The organism is Anaeromyxobacter sp. SG17, from assembly GCF_022690695.1.
GTDB classification, from domain to species: domain Bacteria; phylum Myxococcota; class Myxococcia; order Myxococcales; family Anaeromyxobacteraceae; genus Anaeromyxobacter; species Anaeromyxobacter soli.
On record NZ_JALCYX010000002.1, the window covers coordinates 1 to 12603 of the forward strand.

Sequence of the window (12603 nt, forward strand, 5' to 3'; positions counted from 1 at the left end):
GCCGCCGCGGCGAGCACGCCCGCGAAGACGGTCGCGAGGGTCACCAGCGCACGCAAGGTGAACGCGGTCGTCTCCGGCTCGGCGAGCAGCGCGGCGAGCGCTCGCGCGCGCCGGCCGGCCGAGGGGGCGTCGGCGAGCTCCCGGGCGCGCGGCGTGCCGACCGCGACGAGCGCCGCCTCGAGCGCCGCCACCACGGCGCGGACCGCGAGGAGCGCGGCGGCCGCGGCGGCGAGGAGGAGGAACTGGCGGAGGTCGGGGGCGGGGGGCATTTGGCCCCGGAACCCTAGCAAAAGGGCGGGAACGCGGCGGGGGTGGATCTGTTATAAAGCCGCGCATGGCGAAGAAGGCGCGGGTGTACGTCACGCTCAAGCGGGGAGTGCTCGACCCCCAGGGCTCGGCGGTGAACCGGGCGCTCCACGCGATGGGCTACGGCGAGGTCTCCGACGTCCGCCTCGGGAAGTACATCGAGGTCACGATCGACGAGAAGGCGCCGGAGGCGGAGGAGCGCAGGCGGCTCGAGGAGATGTGCAAGAAGCTCCTCGCGAACACGGTCATCGAGGACTTCCGGATCGAGCTGTGAGGCCGACGCTCGTGCTTCGTCAGGCCTGAGCACGAGCGGCCCACGGCGCTCGACCCGAGCGAGAGACCATGAAGATCGGGATCGTCACCTTCCCCGGCTCGAACTGCGACCACGACGTCTACCACGTGGTGAAGCACGCCTGCGGCGCGCCGGCCGAGTACGTCTGGCACAAGGACCGGCTCCCCGCCGGGCTCGACGCCGTGATCCTCCCCGGCGGCTTCAGCTACGGCGACTACCTCCGCTGCGGGGCGCTCGCGCGCTTCTCGCCGGTGATGGAGGATGTGGTCGAGTTCGCGAAGCAGGGCCGGCCGGTCCTCGGCATCTGCAACGGCTTCCAGATCCTCTGCGAGTCGGGGCTCCTGCCCGGCGTGCTCATGCGGAACGCCTCGCTCAAGTTCATCTGCCGCGACGTCACGCTCCGCGTCGAGGGCGGCGAGACGCCGCTCACCCGCGGCCTCGCCGGCCAGACGCTCACGATGCCGGTCGCGCACGCGGAGGGGAACTACTTCGCCGACGCGGAGACGCTCGACCGCCTCGAAGGCGAGGGCAGCGTCGTGTTCCGCTACGTGGGCGGCGCGCCGAACGGCGCCGCGCGCGACATCGCCGGCATCTGCGGGGGGCCGCGCCGGAACGTCGTCGGGCTCATGCCGCACCCGGAGCGCGCGGCCGAGGCGATCCTCGGGCGCGACGACGGGCGGCGGCTGTTCGAGTCGCTGCTCTCCTGATCGACGGCGGGCCGGCGCTCGGGCCGGCCTCGCGCCGCGCTCCCCGGAGGCGCCTCCAGTGCAGGTGGACATCCCAGGACCCGCCGGCCGGCTGGAGGCGCTCGTCGAGGAGCCCCTCGGCCTCCCCGCGGGCGGCGCGCCGCGCTTCGCGGCGATGGTGTGCCACCCTCACCCGCGCTTCGGCGGCACGCTGCACACGCACGCCGCCCACCGGCTCGCGAAGGCGGTCCGCGCCGCGGGCGGCGTCGCGCTCCGCTTCAACTTCCGCGGCGTGGGGCGCAGCGCCGGCGCCTACGACCGCGGCCGGGGCGAGGCCGACGACGCGCGCGCGGCCCTCGCCTGGCTCGCACGCGAGCGGCCGGAGCTCCCCCGCCTCGCGGGCGGCTTCTCGTTCGGCGCGTGGATGGCGGTGCTCGCGGGCGGCGCCGACGCGAGCGTGCGCGGCCTGCTCCTCGCCGGGCTCGCCCTGCGCTCCGCCGATGCCGACCTCGTCCGCGACACGGCGCTCGTGACCGCGGTGGAGAAGCCGGTCGCGATCGTGCAGGCGGCGAACGACGAGTTCGGCACGCCGGACGAGGTGCGGCTCGCGCTCGCGGGATCGCGCGGGCCGCGGCGGATCGCGGCGGTCCCGAACGCCACTCACCTCTTCACGGAGGATCTGGCGGCGCTGCAGCGCGAGGCCGAGGCGTCGATCGCCTGGTTGATGGAGGACGCGGGGCGCTGAGGGCGGCCGAGGGGCTACATCGGCGCGTGGGGCGAGTCGATCCGCCCGCCGCTGCCGCCCGCGTGACCGTCGGCGTACTCGCGGACCGCGTCGAGCAGCTCGTCGAGATCGAACGGCTTCTGGATGAAGCCCGCCGCGTCCATGCCGGCCACGCGGCCGAGCGCGGAGAGCACGACCACCGGGATGTCCGACAGCTCCGGATCGCCCTTCTGCGCGGCGCGGAACTCCCAGCCGTTCATGCCGGGCATCATGAGATCGAGCAGGACGATGTTCGGGTGGACGGCGCGCGCCTTGCGAAGGGCCTCGGCGCCGTCCCCGGCGCCGTGGACCACGTAGCCCTCGTCCGCCAGGACCTCCGCCACGGCTTCGCGGATGTCGCTCTCATCGTCCACCACAAGTACGGAGACCATTCTGGATAAGAATTACGGATGGTTGGACCGGGAGGCAAATCGGCGCCGCGCGGAGGCGCGGGTATGCCCCAAACGGCTCATGGAAGTCCGGCTCCTGTCCTCGACAGGGACCGATCGAGCGCGCGCCTTGCGCGGGCTCCCCTGCGGCACGTCCGGCCGAACGCGAGGCGAGGACGTGCACGCGCCGCCGGCGGGCCAGTCCCTTGACTCCGGGTCCGGGCGAGCGACCTCGGACTCCCCGTCCGTGTTCACGTACCGGCGAACTGAACCCCTTCGAAGACGAGCGTCGGCGTCCGCATCGCCGAGTAGGGGTACGGGTCGTCACCTACCGCGGCGAGCCGCTTCCACAGCTCGAGGTGGTTGCCCGAGACGTTCATCTCACCCACCGGCTCCGCGAGCCGGCCGCCGCGCACGCGGAAACCACGCACGCCCAGCGAGAAGTCGCCGGTCGTTCCGTTCGAGTTGCCGCCCAGGAAGCCGGTGACGAGCACGCCCTCGCCGAGGTCGGTGAGAAGCTGTGCCTGCGACCTTCCGCCCAGCGCCCACGCGAGATTCGAGCTGCGCGAGGTGGTGGGCGGGAGGCCGAGCTTCCGCCCGTAATACGTGTCGACGTAGTAGCTGCGCAGCACGCCCTCCTCGAAGACCGGGAACGGCCGCGCTGCGATCCCCTCGCCGTCGTAGAGGCGCGAGCCGAGGCCGCGCGGCACGAGCGGATCGTCCTTCACGGTGAGCAGCGGGCTGCCGAGCTGCACGCCGATCTTGCCCTCGAGGAACGAGCGCTTCTGCTGGATGGCCGCCGCGGCGAGCGGGCCGAAGAGCATGCCGACCATCCTGCCGGACGCGCGGTTGTCGAGCGCCATGGTGAGCACCGCCGACTCGCCCTTGCGGGTTCCGATGCGGGCGATGGCCCGCTCGGCGGCCCGGCGGCCGATCGCCTCCGGCGTCTCCATCGCGCTCCGGAACCGTCCACCCGAGGCCGCGTACTCCTCCGGCCGGCGGCCGTCGGGATCCAGGACCGTCACCTCGGCGCCGATCCAGAAGTCGGTCCCCCGCCGCTGGCCCTCGAAGCCGTTCGTCTGCACGAGGGCGCTCTCGGAGCGCGTGTCGGAGACGCTCGTGGTGACGGACAGGATCGCGCTCGCGCCGGGCACGCCGCGGGCCGCGGCCTCGATCGCCTCCGCCTCGGCGCGCCGCCGCGTGGCGTCGACCTTCCCGTAGTCGGGATCCTCGAGCTGTAGGTCGACGTTCGCCTGGCCGCGGTAGAGCTCCGGGTCGGGCAGCCGCCGGTGCGGATCCGGCGCGAGCGTGCGGGCGAGCGCGACGGCGTCCTCCACGAAGCGGTCGAGCGCGTCGGGGCGCAGGTCGCTCGTCGAGACGGCGGCGTAGCGGCCGTCGACGTACAGGTCCAGGCCCAGGCCGCGGGTCGTGGCCTCGGAGACCTTCTCCACCTTCCCGTCGCGCCAGGCGACCTCGACGTGGCGGGCGCGGTAGGAGCCTGCGGACGCGTCGGTCGCGCCCTTCTCGCGCGCGAGCGCGGCGGCGCGGCGGGTGATGTCGAGGAGGTCGGACATGGAGGACCGTTCTTCCGTTCTTCCGCTCGCCCTTCGCCAGGCTCAGGGCGAGCGGAGCAGAGGAGTCGCGTGGGCCCGCTCGTGGCGAGCAGGTCGAGCCACGGGCGCGAAGAGGATCACGTGCCGCGGCCGCCGACCGTCATCGACGAGACGCGCACGGTGGGGAGGCCCTGCGAGACGGGCACGCTCTGCCCGTCCTTGCCGCAGGTCCAGCCGCCCTCGTCGATGGCCAGGTCGTCCGAGACCATGTCCACGCGCTCGAGCGCCTGCGGGCCATTGCCGATGATGTTCACGTCCTTCACCGGCCGCGTGAGCTTGCCGTCCTCGATGAGGTAGCCGTTCTTCACGTAGAACGTGAAGTCGCCCGCGCCGATGTTCACCTGGCCGTTCGAGAAGTTCATGCAGTAGATGCCCTTCTTCACCGAGCGGATGATCTCCTCGGTGCGGTGCGGCCCAGGCAGCATGTAGGTGGAGCGCATGCGCGGCAGCGGCGCGTGGCGGTAGCTCTCGCGCCGGCCGTTCCCGGTGGGCCGCACGCCGAAGTGGCGCGCCGAGATGGCGTCGTGCAGGTAGGTCGTGAGCACGCCGTCCTGCACGAGGTGCGTCGTGCCGGCGTCGTTGCCCTCGTCGTCCACGTTGATCGCGCCGCGCGCGCCCGCGTTGGCGGCGTCGTCCACGATCTGCACGAAGGGCTGGGCGATCCGCTTGCCGATCTTGTCGGCGTAGATCGAGACGCCCTTGCGGTTGAAGTCCGCCTCCATGCCGTGGCCGATCGCCTCGTGGAGCAGGATGCCGGAGGAGCCGGCGGCGAGGACCACCGGCATCTCGCCGGCGGGCGGCGTCACCGCGTCGAACAGGATCGTGGTGCGGGCGACCGCCTCGCGCACCACGCGGTCGAGCCGCTCCGGCGAGTAGAAGTCGAAGCCCGCGCGGCCGGCGACGTTGTAGCCGTTCTGCTCGCGGCGGCCGTTCGCCTCGGCGAGCACCGACAGGTAGAGGAGCGTCATCGGCTGACGGTCCTCGACGATGCGGCCGGAGGAGTCGGCGATGAGGATCGCGCCCGACTCGTCGCGCAGGAAGAGGTTCACCTTCTTGATGCGCTCGTCCGCGGCGAACGCGCGCTCGTTGAGGCCCGCGAGGAGCGGCAGCTTCTCCTGGGGCCGGATCTCCTCCCACGGGCGGATGAGCGGGTACCGATCGGGCAGGCCGGCCCGGACGTGGAGCCGCTCCGGGACGGGCCGCGAGGGGCCGTCCGCGATCGCCGCCGCGGTGCGGGCGCACTCGAGGAGCGCCGGCAGGGAGAGGTCCTCCGTGTAGCCGTAGCCCGTCTGGTCGCCCTTCACGACCCGCACGCCGACGCCCAGCTCCACCGTCGCGTAGGCGCGGTTCACCGCGCCGTCCTCGAGGCCGAGATCGGACCCTACGCGGTGCTGGAAGAAGACGTCCGCGTGCTCGCCGCCCCGCGTGAGCGCGGTCGCGAGCGTCTGCGCGATCATCCGCTCGGTAACGCCGAAGCGCGCGAAGTAGCCGATGCCCTCGCTCGTCCCCGCCTGGGTGGCCGGACGAGCAGCCGTATCCTGGTTCACCATCCCGTTCCTTGCTCCGTCGCCGGTCGCGACGGCGGCCTCATTCATAACCGCCCCGGACGAACTTGGCCGCTCGGTATCGCCGGCGACGGCTGGCGCCCCCTGCCCGCCCGGGCCGAGCCTGCCGAAGCCCGAGGTAGGGGCCAGGGCGGCCCGGCCCCGCAGGGACGTCCGGCAACCAGGCCGAAAAGGGATAAACGTTGAGTCATGCCCATCGCAAACGTGAACGGCACGGAGCTCAACTACCGCGACGCGGGGACCGGCAACAAGGACGTGCTGCTCCTCCTGCACGCCTTCCCGCTCAACTCCGGCATGTGGCAGCGCCAGATCGCGGCGCTCGAGGGGCGCTGGCGGATCGTCGCGCCGGACTACCGCGGGCTCGGCCAGTCCACTCCGCGCGGCGAGGCGTCCACGATGCAGGTGCTCGCCGAGGACGTGCGGGCGCTGCTCGCGCACCTTCGCGTGGAGCGCGCGGCCGTCGCAGGCCTGTCGATGGGCGGCTACCTGTCGTTCGAGCTGTACCGGCAGATCCCGGGGTTCTTCCGCGGGCTCGCGCTCTGCGACACGAAGGCGACGGCCGACACGGACGAGGGGAAGGCCGGGCGGGAGAAGTTCGCCAAGACCGCGCTCGAGAAGGGGCTCGGGTGGGTGGCGGACGAGATGGTCCCGAAGCTCCTCCGGCCCGACCCCGATCCGGCGGTCGTGAAGGAGGTGCGGGACCTCATCCGCCGCGGCACGCCCGCCGGCGTGGCCGCGGCGCAGCGCGGGATGGCGCAGCGCCCCGACTCGACGCCCACGCTCGCGAAGATCACCTGCCCGACCCTCGTCATCGTGGGCGAGGAGGATTCCCTCACGCCGCCGGCCGAGTCCGAGAAGATGGCGAAGGCGGTGAAGGGCGCGAAGCTCGTGAAGCTGAAGAAGGCGGGGCACCTCGCGAACCTGGAGGCGACGGAGGGGTTCAACGCGGCGCTGCAGAAGTTCCTGGACGGGCTACCGGCCTGATCGCGATGGAGCCGCAGGGCACGACGGCTCCCCCTCGTCAGCGCTGGCTCTCGCGCGTCGACCTCTGGATCTTCCTCGCCTCCCTCGCCGTGGTGAACGCCCCGGCGCTGGTGCCGTACTTCCCCGCGGGCGATCTGCACAGCCACGTCTACAATGCGTGGCTCGCGTCGCTCGTCGAGCGCGGCGAGGCGCCGGGGCTGTGGCTCGCGCCGGGCTGGACGAACCGCCTCGTCGACGTACCGCTGGAAGGGCTGCTCCTCGTCCTGTCTCCCCGCCACGCGGAGCGCGTCGTGCTCGTCGTCCTCGCCAACCTGTTCTTCGGGTCGGCGTTCCTCTTCGTCCGGAACCTCTCCGGGCGGAGGGCCTGGGAGTGGCTGCCCGCGCTCGCCGTCCTGACCATCGGATGGGCGTTCCAGACCGGCCTCTCGAACTGGTTCGCGTCGGCGGCCCTCTCGCTGCTCGCCGTGAGCCTGCTGTTCGGAGCGCGTGTGCACGCGCGACGCCTCGTCGCCGGTTTGCTCATCCTGGCCCTCGCGGCGATCGGCAATCCGCTGCCGGCAGCCTGGGGGCTCGCGACCGGCGCGATCGTCTGGCTGCTCCGGCGTCCGGGGCTGCGCCCGGTGCCGATCGTAGTGGCTTCCGCGGGCGGCGCCCTGGCGGTCGGAGCAGCCGTGGTGGCCTCCGGGATCGGCGCCTACCGGAGCGGTCAACTGCTCGCGTTCTCGGGCGCGGATCAGCTCTGGGTGTTCGACGCCAAGTACGCGCTCTTCACGCTCCTCCTCGCCGCGGTGCTCGCCTGGGCAATCCGCGACGCGCATCGCGAGGGGGCGCTCGCCGGCCCTGCGATCGCGGTAGCGCTCTTCTCCGCCGCGTGCGCCGCGGGCACTCCCGACACGCTGCTGTTCCCTGGGTACGAGGTCCCCGCGTTCTATCTCTCGCGACGCGCCTCTCTCCTCGCCGGCGTCGGGTGGATCGCCGTCGCAGCCCAGGCCCGGTTCTCGCCGCGACGGCTCGCGCTGCTGTGCGCCGTCACGGGTTCCTGGACCGCGCTCGTGCTCGTGGACTGGGCGAGGCTGTCTGCCTTTCACGAGACGATGGAGGCCGCCGTCCACGACGTCCCGATGGGAGGGCGCGTCGTGGCAACTGTCTTCGGCCCCGGCCGGTACCCGCTACACAGGTCGCTCGACCTCGCCTGCACCGGGCGCTGCTTCGCGTGGGGGAACTACGAGGCGCCCACGCGCGCCTTCCGGATGAGGGCCTCCGCCGAGAACCCCTTCGTCATCGGAACGACCGACGCGTTCCTCGCGTTCGACGCGGGCGCCTATCGCGTTCCGCCGCCGCCGCTGGAGCTGTGGAAGATCGGTCCGTGCCGCCGCGGCGGTCCGGACGCGCGCCTCTGCGCGTCGCGGGCGACGCCGGGCGAGGTCCTCCTGCCCAGCTGCGTCGATCCGTTCGTCCGGCTCGTCGGCTCCGGCACCGTCGACCGCTGCGCCTCGGACCTCGACCGCGCACGGCCCTGAAGCGACCCACGTTGATGAAGCCGATCGCACCATGGGATGATGAGGGCGTGCAGGCCGGACCCACGGGACGCGTCGACCAGGCGCCCGCGCTCGCGGTGCGTGCGGGGATCACGGCGGTGGTAGTCGCGCTCGTCACGCTGCCGCCCCTGCTCGTCTCCGAGTTCCCGTCGGGAGACCTGCACAGCCACGTCTACAACGCCTGGCTCGCGCTGCTCATCGAGCGTGGCGAGGCCGGCGGGCTCTGGCTCGCGGCCCCCACGACGAACGTGCTCGTGGACCGGGTGCTCGGCGCCCTCGTTCGCGTCCTCACTCCCGGCCAGGTCGAGAAGGTCGCCCTCGTCGCGACAGCGCACCTTTCGCTCTGGTCCTCGTTCCTGTTCTGCCGGGCGCTGTCGGGGCGGCCCGCCTGGGAATGGCTCCCCGTGCTCGGGATGCTGGCGCTCGGGTGGAACTTCCACATGGGCCTGTCGAACTGGACCGCCGCAGCATCGCTCTCGATGCTCGCGGGCGCGGCCGTCCTGTCCAGCGCGCGCTGGCCCGTGCGGCTCAGCCTGGCGGCCCCGCTCCTCGCGCTCGCGGTGACCGGGAGCCCGTTGCCGGTCGCGGGGGTGGGGGCGGCGACCGCGCTGGCGCTCGCCGTACGGGAACGGGTCGCGCGCCCGGGGGTCCTCCTCGCGGCCGCGCTCGGAGTCGAGGCCGCGGCGGCGGCGGCCCTCCGCATCTCGCGCCGCTCGCTCTACTCGACCGACCAGTGGGCCACCGTCTCGGGCGCCGACCAGCTCTGGGTGTTCGACGCGAAGTACCGGCTGTTCATGCTCGCGCTGCTGGCCCTGTGGGCGGTCGTGATCCGGCGCTGGCTCCGTGAGGTCGGGAACGCCGCGCTCGAGCACCCCGTGTTCGCCGTCGCCGTGCTCGCCACGGCCAGCGGCGTGATCCTCCCGGACGCGATCCTGTTCCCGGGGTTCGACGTACCCGCGAGCTACCTCGTCCAGCGAAGCTCCGTCCTCGTGGGCATCGCGTGGACCGGCGTGGCGGCGTGCGCGCCGCGCTCGGGCCGCCAGCTCGCGGCGACGATCGCCCTCGCCGCGTGCTGGGTCGCGACCCTCTCGCTCGACTGGACCGCCCTCTCCTCGTTCCAGGGGCAGGTCAACGCGGCCGCGCGAGAGCTGCCGCGCGGGTCACGCATCGTCGGGGCCATCGCTTCTCCGCCCTCCCGCGTCGCGCCGTTCACCCACGTCGTCGACCGGGCGTGCGCGGGCCGGTGCTTCGCGTGGGGGAACTACGAGCCCTCGTCCACCGCGTTCCGGATCCGGGCCGCACCCGGCAACGGGATCGTGGTGGCCGCTCGGGGCGACTTCGCCGACATCGAGCTCGGCGGCTACCGCGCTCCCGAGCTGTCCTTCCCGATCTGGACGTTGCGCCCCTGCACGGACGGCCGGCCGGCGGGGACGATCTGCGCCTCCATCCTCCCCGCGGGCGGCACGCTGGAGCTCGCTTGCCTCGATCCCTTCGCCGGTCCCGGAAAGCCTCGCTTCTCGCGCTGCGAGCGGAAATATCGCTAGCCCGCCGCCTGCAAGCGGGCCTCCCCGAACTGGCTGGCTGCTGGCCCGGACGTGCGAGCAGTCACGGCGCGCGCGCCAGGGAGGCGCGCCGGTAGAGCGCCCCCGCGCTCGAGGTCGCCACCACGCTCCAGCGGCCGTCGCGCTCGAGGTAGTGCTGGAGGCGAGAGCCGTTCTGCACGAGCGCGAGGCTCACGCCCGAGCGGGCCACCCACCCGTCGAGCCAGCTCGGCTCTGCGCGGACGTACCCCAGCATGAAGTCGTCTCCGTACAGCTCCCAGCGATCGTCCACGAAGATGCGCAGCCGGGGGGTCTCGTAGGCGACGAAGGCCCCGAAGGGCATGTCGTTCAGGATGGGCGCACCCGAGGGCGCGTCGCGCGCTGCGGCACGGAGCGCGGGCAGGAGCTCCACGGGCCAGCGGTTCTTGTCGAGGCGAGCGAGCACCGGTGCGCCATCCGGCGAGCGCGCCCAGAGCGCTCCGACCGCGATCACGGCGGCCGCGATGGCTGCGAGCGCACCCAAGGCGAAGCGACGCCCCGGCATCGACCCCGGGCCGCCCTGCACCCGGAAGCCGCGGCGCGCGAGCGCCTCCACCCAGCGGGCGTTCGGGAGGAGCTCGGCGAGCGCGATCGCCGCGGCGACGGCGAAGAACGGCGCGTGGCGGATGCGGTCGAACGCGAGCGCGAGCCAGACGAGCGGCACGAGGCTCGTCGCGCGCAGGTCGCGGCGCGAGGCGCCCGCGAGGGCAGCCAGGTACACCGCCGCGAGGGCGAGCACCTGCCACGATCCCGTTCGCACGAGCGAGGCGTGCTCGATGATGAGCCGGGGCAGCGCCTGCGAATCGAGGATCGCGGACCACGTGCGCGCGGTGTCGAGGCCGTACGGGGTCAGCGGCACGGTGGCGACGCACGCGACGAGGAGCGCGGCGATGGCCGCGGCCGCGCGCGCTCCGCGGATCGGGGACCGCGCCCCCACGGCCGCGGCGCCGAGCCAGGCGAGCGCGAACAGGGCGAGCGTCGCGAGGCCCCCGACGGCGGCCCCGTGCGCGTTCACCCATGCGAGGAACACGAGCGGAGCTGGCCAGAGCGCGGCGAGGCTTCGCCTGCCGGCGTCGACGTCCGCGAGCCTCCCGTACAGCCAGGCGAACGCGAACAAGGAGAGCATGTGCGGCCGCACGTGGAAATGATGCGAGGTCGCGACCGCGGTGAGCGCGACCACCAGGACGGCCCAGAGCGCGCTCACTCCCGAGGCGACGAGGCGGGCATGGAGCCAGGCGAAGAGGAGCGCGATCCCGCCGGCGGTCGCGACGACGAGCGCGTCGAGCCCGCCGATCCGGTGGAGCGCGGCCATCAGGCACTCGCCGAGCCACTGGTGGGCGATCCACGGATGGCCGCCGAACGTGAAGCTGAGCCAGTCCTGGTGCGGGAAGCCCCCGCCGAGGATCCGCTCGCCCGTGAGCGTGTGCCAGAGCGTGCCCGGGTCCTGCAGCAGCTTCGAGCCTGCGCCGAGCGCGAGCAGCGCCCAGGTCGAGACGAACACGAACGCCGCGCCAGACGTGGGGGCGCTCGTGTCACGTTCGGCAGAAACCACGGCTGGGGCCGCGAGACTCACGGCCACGTCGTCGCGATCTGATCGAACAGCCCGTTCACCGCCCCGCCCAGCGACCCCACAGCCACGAAGATCGCGACGGCGATCCCCGCGGCCATGATCGCGTACTCCACGGTCGTGGGCGCCGATTCGTCCGCCCAGAGCGCGCGCAGGGCGACGTGAAGGAGTCGGCTCATACGGCCTCCTGCGCCGGTCAGTGCACGAGCTTAGGGGGAGGAAGGAGCCCGAAGAACTCGCAGCCGGCCGTCGCCTTCGTCGGTACGTCGCAGTGGAGCGTCAGGACCAGCACCTTGGAGTTCTTCTGCCAGCACTCCGAGCCCGGCGGGAGCGGCTGGTCCTTCGGGAAGTTCTTCACCAGACCTGCGTAGGCGACCGTCACGCTCGCGAACGCGACGAGCGGCGCGGACTTCACGAACTTCGAGTCCGTCCCCCCGGTGGTCGAGCACGTCCCGCTCGGCGGCGGAGCCTCGCAGGGGAGGTCCATGATGGGGACGGGATACGGCCCCTTGCCCACCAGGAACGCGAAGTCGTCGATCGTCGGGTTCAGGTTCGAGCCGTTCGAGACCTCGATGAGGACGTTCGGATCCGCGAAAATGGGCGACCCGCAGGTCGGGGGGTCGGTCTTGAACCCGTCGAGCATCATGCGGATGTAGCTCGTGCTGACGTCCGGGTACTGGTTCAGCACGGTGAAGCCGATGTTGTCGGAAGAGTCGCTGTGAAAGTAGAGCGGCAGGCCCTCCTCGCAGGTCTTGAGGCCGCCGGTCGCGTTCAGGATCTGGCACTTCGCGAACGCGAGCGGCAGGCCGCACTTCTCCTCGCACGGCCCCCCCCGCACGGCGATCGCGTCGGCGCCGACGTCGGCCGTGTTCTTGCCTCCGGCGAACACCGGAAAGAACACCGGGGCGGGATTGTTGCCCGCCCGGGTGGCGGTGACGTGCACCGCGTTCGTGGCGTGCAGGAGGTCGACGGTCGCGGTGGGGTCCGAGATGGGGAAGAACTTCTTCGAGTTCACGCTCCAGTACCCGAACTCGACGGTGGTGTCGGAGTTCTTGAGCTGCTGGATGTCCGTCGAGTGCCGGCCCGTGTAGTCGAACGCGGCGAGGCGCGCCTTCGCGACCCCCTCGGCCGTGCCGTCCAGATCCCACGCGCCCCCGAGCGCGCCCGCGTCACTCGCGTTCTGCAGCTCCCCCCGGACGGACATCAGGTGCCCGACGTTGAGCGAGAGCGCCATGAACCCGCCGAGCACGAGCAGCATGATCGCGACGATCACCGCGACCGCTCCGCGCTCCCGCCTCGTTCCTCGCGCGCGCATGACGT

The 12603-nt window shown here is 72.7% G+C and carries 13 protein-coding genes; 6 read left to right on the forward strand and 7 right to left on the reverse strand.

The genetic code is table 11. The features are described from left to right. The coding region (locus tag MNY60_RS01065) for a CNNM domain-containing protein (protein WP_242359849.1) at nt 1-269 on the reverse strand (269 nt) is incomplete at its 3' end. A 65-nt stretch (nt 270-334) separates the two neighbouring features. Here MNY60_RS01065 and purS point away from each other — a divergent pair. The 3 genes from purS to MNY60_RS01080 all read left to right on the forward strand — a co-directional run bounded on the left by purS (nt 335) and on the right by MNY60_RS01080 (nt 2029). Next, entirely contained in the window at nt 335-580 is a 246-nt protein-coding gene (gene purS, locus MNY60_RS01070) for a phosphoribosylformylglycinamidine synthase subunit PurS (RefSeq protein WP_242333452.1), read from the forward strand. 68 nt (nt 581-648) lie between these two features. After that, nucleotides 649-1305 (forward strand): phosphoribosylformylglycinamidine synthase subunit PurQ, encoded by a 657-nt coding sequence (purQ, locus tag MNY60_RS01075; protein ID WP_242333450.1) that lies wholly within the window; start codon nt 649-651, stop codon nt 1303-1305. A 64-nt stretch (nt 1306-1369) separates the two neighbouring features. Continuing rightward, nucleotides 1370-2029: an alpha/beta hydrolase gene (locus tag MNY60_RS01080; protein ID WP_242352212.1), complete on the forward strand. Its 660-nt coding sequence runs from the start codon at nt 1370-1372 to the stop codon at nt 2027-2029. A gap of 14 nt (nt 2030-2043) precedes the next feature. Here MNY60_RS01080 and MNY60_RS01085 read toward each other — a convergent pair whose 3' ends face one another. The 3 genes from MNY60_RS01085 to MNY60_RS01095 form a co-directional block, all read right to left on the reverse strand. Beyond that, nucleotides 2044-2439, reverse strand: a complete 396-nt coding sequence (locus MNY60_RS01085; RefSeq protein WP_242333447.1) for a response regulator transcription factor — start codon at nt 2437-2439, stop codon at nt 2044-2046. 248 nt (nt 2440-2687) lie between these two features. Next, the gene (locus MNY60_RS01090; RefSeq protein ID WP_242352208.1) at nt 2688-4010 is read right to left on the reverse strand and encodes a TldD/PmbA family protein; all 1323 of its coding nucleotides are present in this window, start codon (nt 4008-4010) and stop codon (nt 2688-2690) included. A 116-nt stretch (nt 4011-4126) separates the two neighbouring features. Continuing rightward, nucleotides 4127-5599 (reverse strand): TldD/PmbA family protein, encoded by a 1473-nt coding sequence (locus MNY60_RS01095; RefSeq protein WP_242352205.1) that lies wholly within the window; start codon nt 5597-5599, stop codon nt 4127-4129. 204 nt (nt 5600-5803) lie between these two features. Between MNY60_RS01095 and MNY60_RS01100 the strand changes: the two genes are divergently transcribed. Genes MNY60_RS01100 through MNY60_RS01110 form a run of 3 tightly spaced genes read left to right on the forward strand, consistent with a single transcriptional unit; the run spans nt 5804 to nt 9680 of the window. Next, nucleotides 5804-6598, forward strand: coding sequence for an alpha/beta fold hydrolase (locus tag MNY60_RS01100; protein ID WP_242352202.1), 795 nt, complete (start codon nt 5804-5806; stop codon nt 6596-6598). A 5-nt stretch (nt 6599-6603) separates the two neighbouring features. Further along, nucleotides 6604-8118 (forward strand): hypothetical protein, encoded by a 1515-nt coding sequence (locus tag MNY60_RS01105; protein WP_242352198.1) that lies wholly within the window; start codon nt 6604-6606, stop codon nt 8116-8118. A gap of 47 nt (nt 8119-8165) precedes the next feature. Next, nucleotides 8166-9680, forward strand: coding sequence for a hypothetical protein (locus tag MNY60_RS01110; protein WP_242352195.1), 1515 nt, complete (start codon nt 8166-8168; stop codon nt 9678-9680). Nucleotides 9681-9741: 61 nt separating this feature from the next. Here the strand turns inward: MNY60_RS01110 and MNY60_RS01115 are convergent, their stop codons facing one another. The 3 genes from MNY60_RS01115 to MNY60_RS01125 are packed head-to-tail and all read right to left on the reverse strand — an operon-like array spanning nt 9742 to nt 12598. Continuing rightward, nucleotides 9742-11268, reverse strand: coding sequence for a hypothetical protein (locus tag MNY60_RS01115; protein ID WP_242352192.1), 1527 nt, complete (start codon nt 11266-11268; stop codon nt 9742-9744). 17 nt (nt 11269-11285) lie between these two features. Then, nucleotides 11286-11462 (reverse strand): Flp family type IVb pilin, encoded by a 177-nt coding sequence (locus MNY60_RS01120; protein ID WP_242333433.1) that lies wholly within the window; start codon nt 11460-11462, stop codon nt 11286-11288. A gap of 17 nt (nt 11463-11479) precedes the next feature. Continuing rightward, a complete protein-coding gene (locus MNY60_RS01125; RefSeq protein ID WP_242333432.1) occupies nt 11480-12598 on the reverse strand; it encodes a TadG family pilus assembly protein in 1119 nt (372 codons plus the stop codon). Nucleotides 12599-12603 lie beyond the last annotated feature (5 nt).

Bases quoted from the DNA above. Each gene is read 5' to 3' on its own strand.
- MNY60_RS01095 (WP_242352205.1), bottom strand. From the start codon at position 5,599: ATGGTGAACCAGGATACGGCTGCTCGTCCGGCCACCCAGGCGGGGACG.
- purS (WP_242333452.1), top strand. From the start codon at position 335: ATGGCGAAGAAGGCGCGGGTGTACGTCACGCTCAAGCGGGGAGTGCTC.
- MNY60_RS01120 (WP_242333433.1), bottom strand. From the start codon at position 11,462: ATGAGCCGACTCCTTCACGTCGCCCTGCGCGCGCTCTGGGCGGACGAA.
- MNY60_RS01125 (WP_242333432.1), bottom strand. From the start codon at position 12,598: ATGCGCGCGCGAGGAACGAGGCGGGAGCGCGGAGCGGTCGCGGTGATC.
- MNY60_RS01100 (WP_242352202.1), top strand. From the start codon at position 5,804: ATGCCCATCGCAAACGTGAACGGCACGGAGCTCAACTACCGCGACGCG.
- MNY60_RS01085 (WP_242333447.1), bottom strand. From the start codon at position 2,439: ATGGTCTCCGTACTTGTGGTGGACGATGAGAGCGACATCCGCGAAGCC.
- purQ (WP_242333450.1), top strand. From the start codon at position 649: ATGAAGATCGGGATCGTCACCTTCCCCGGCTCGAACTGCGACCACGAC.
- MNY60_RS01105 (WP_242352198.1), top strand. From the start codon at position 6,604: ATGGAGCCGCAGGGCACGACGGCTCCCCCTCGTCAGCGCTGGCTCTCG.
- MNY60_RS01090 (WP_242352208.1), bottom strand. From the start codon at position 4,010: ATGTCCGACCTCCTCGACATCACCCGCCGCGCCGCCGCGCTCGCGCGC.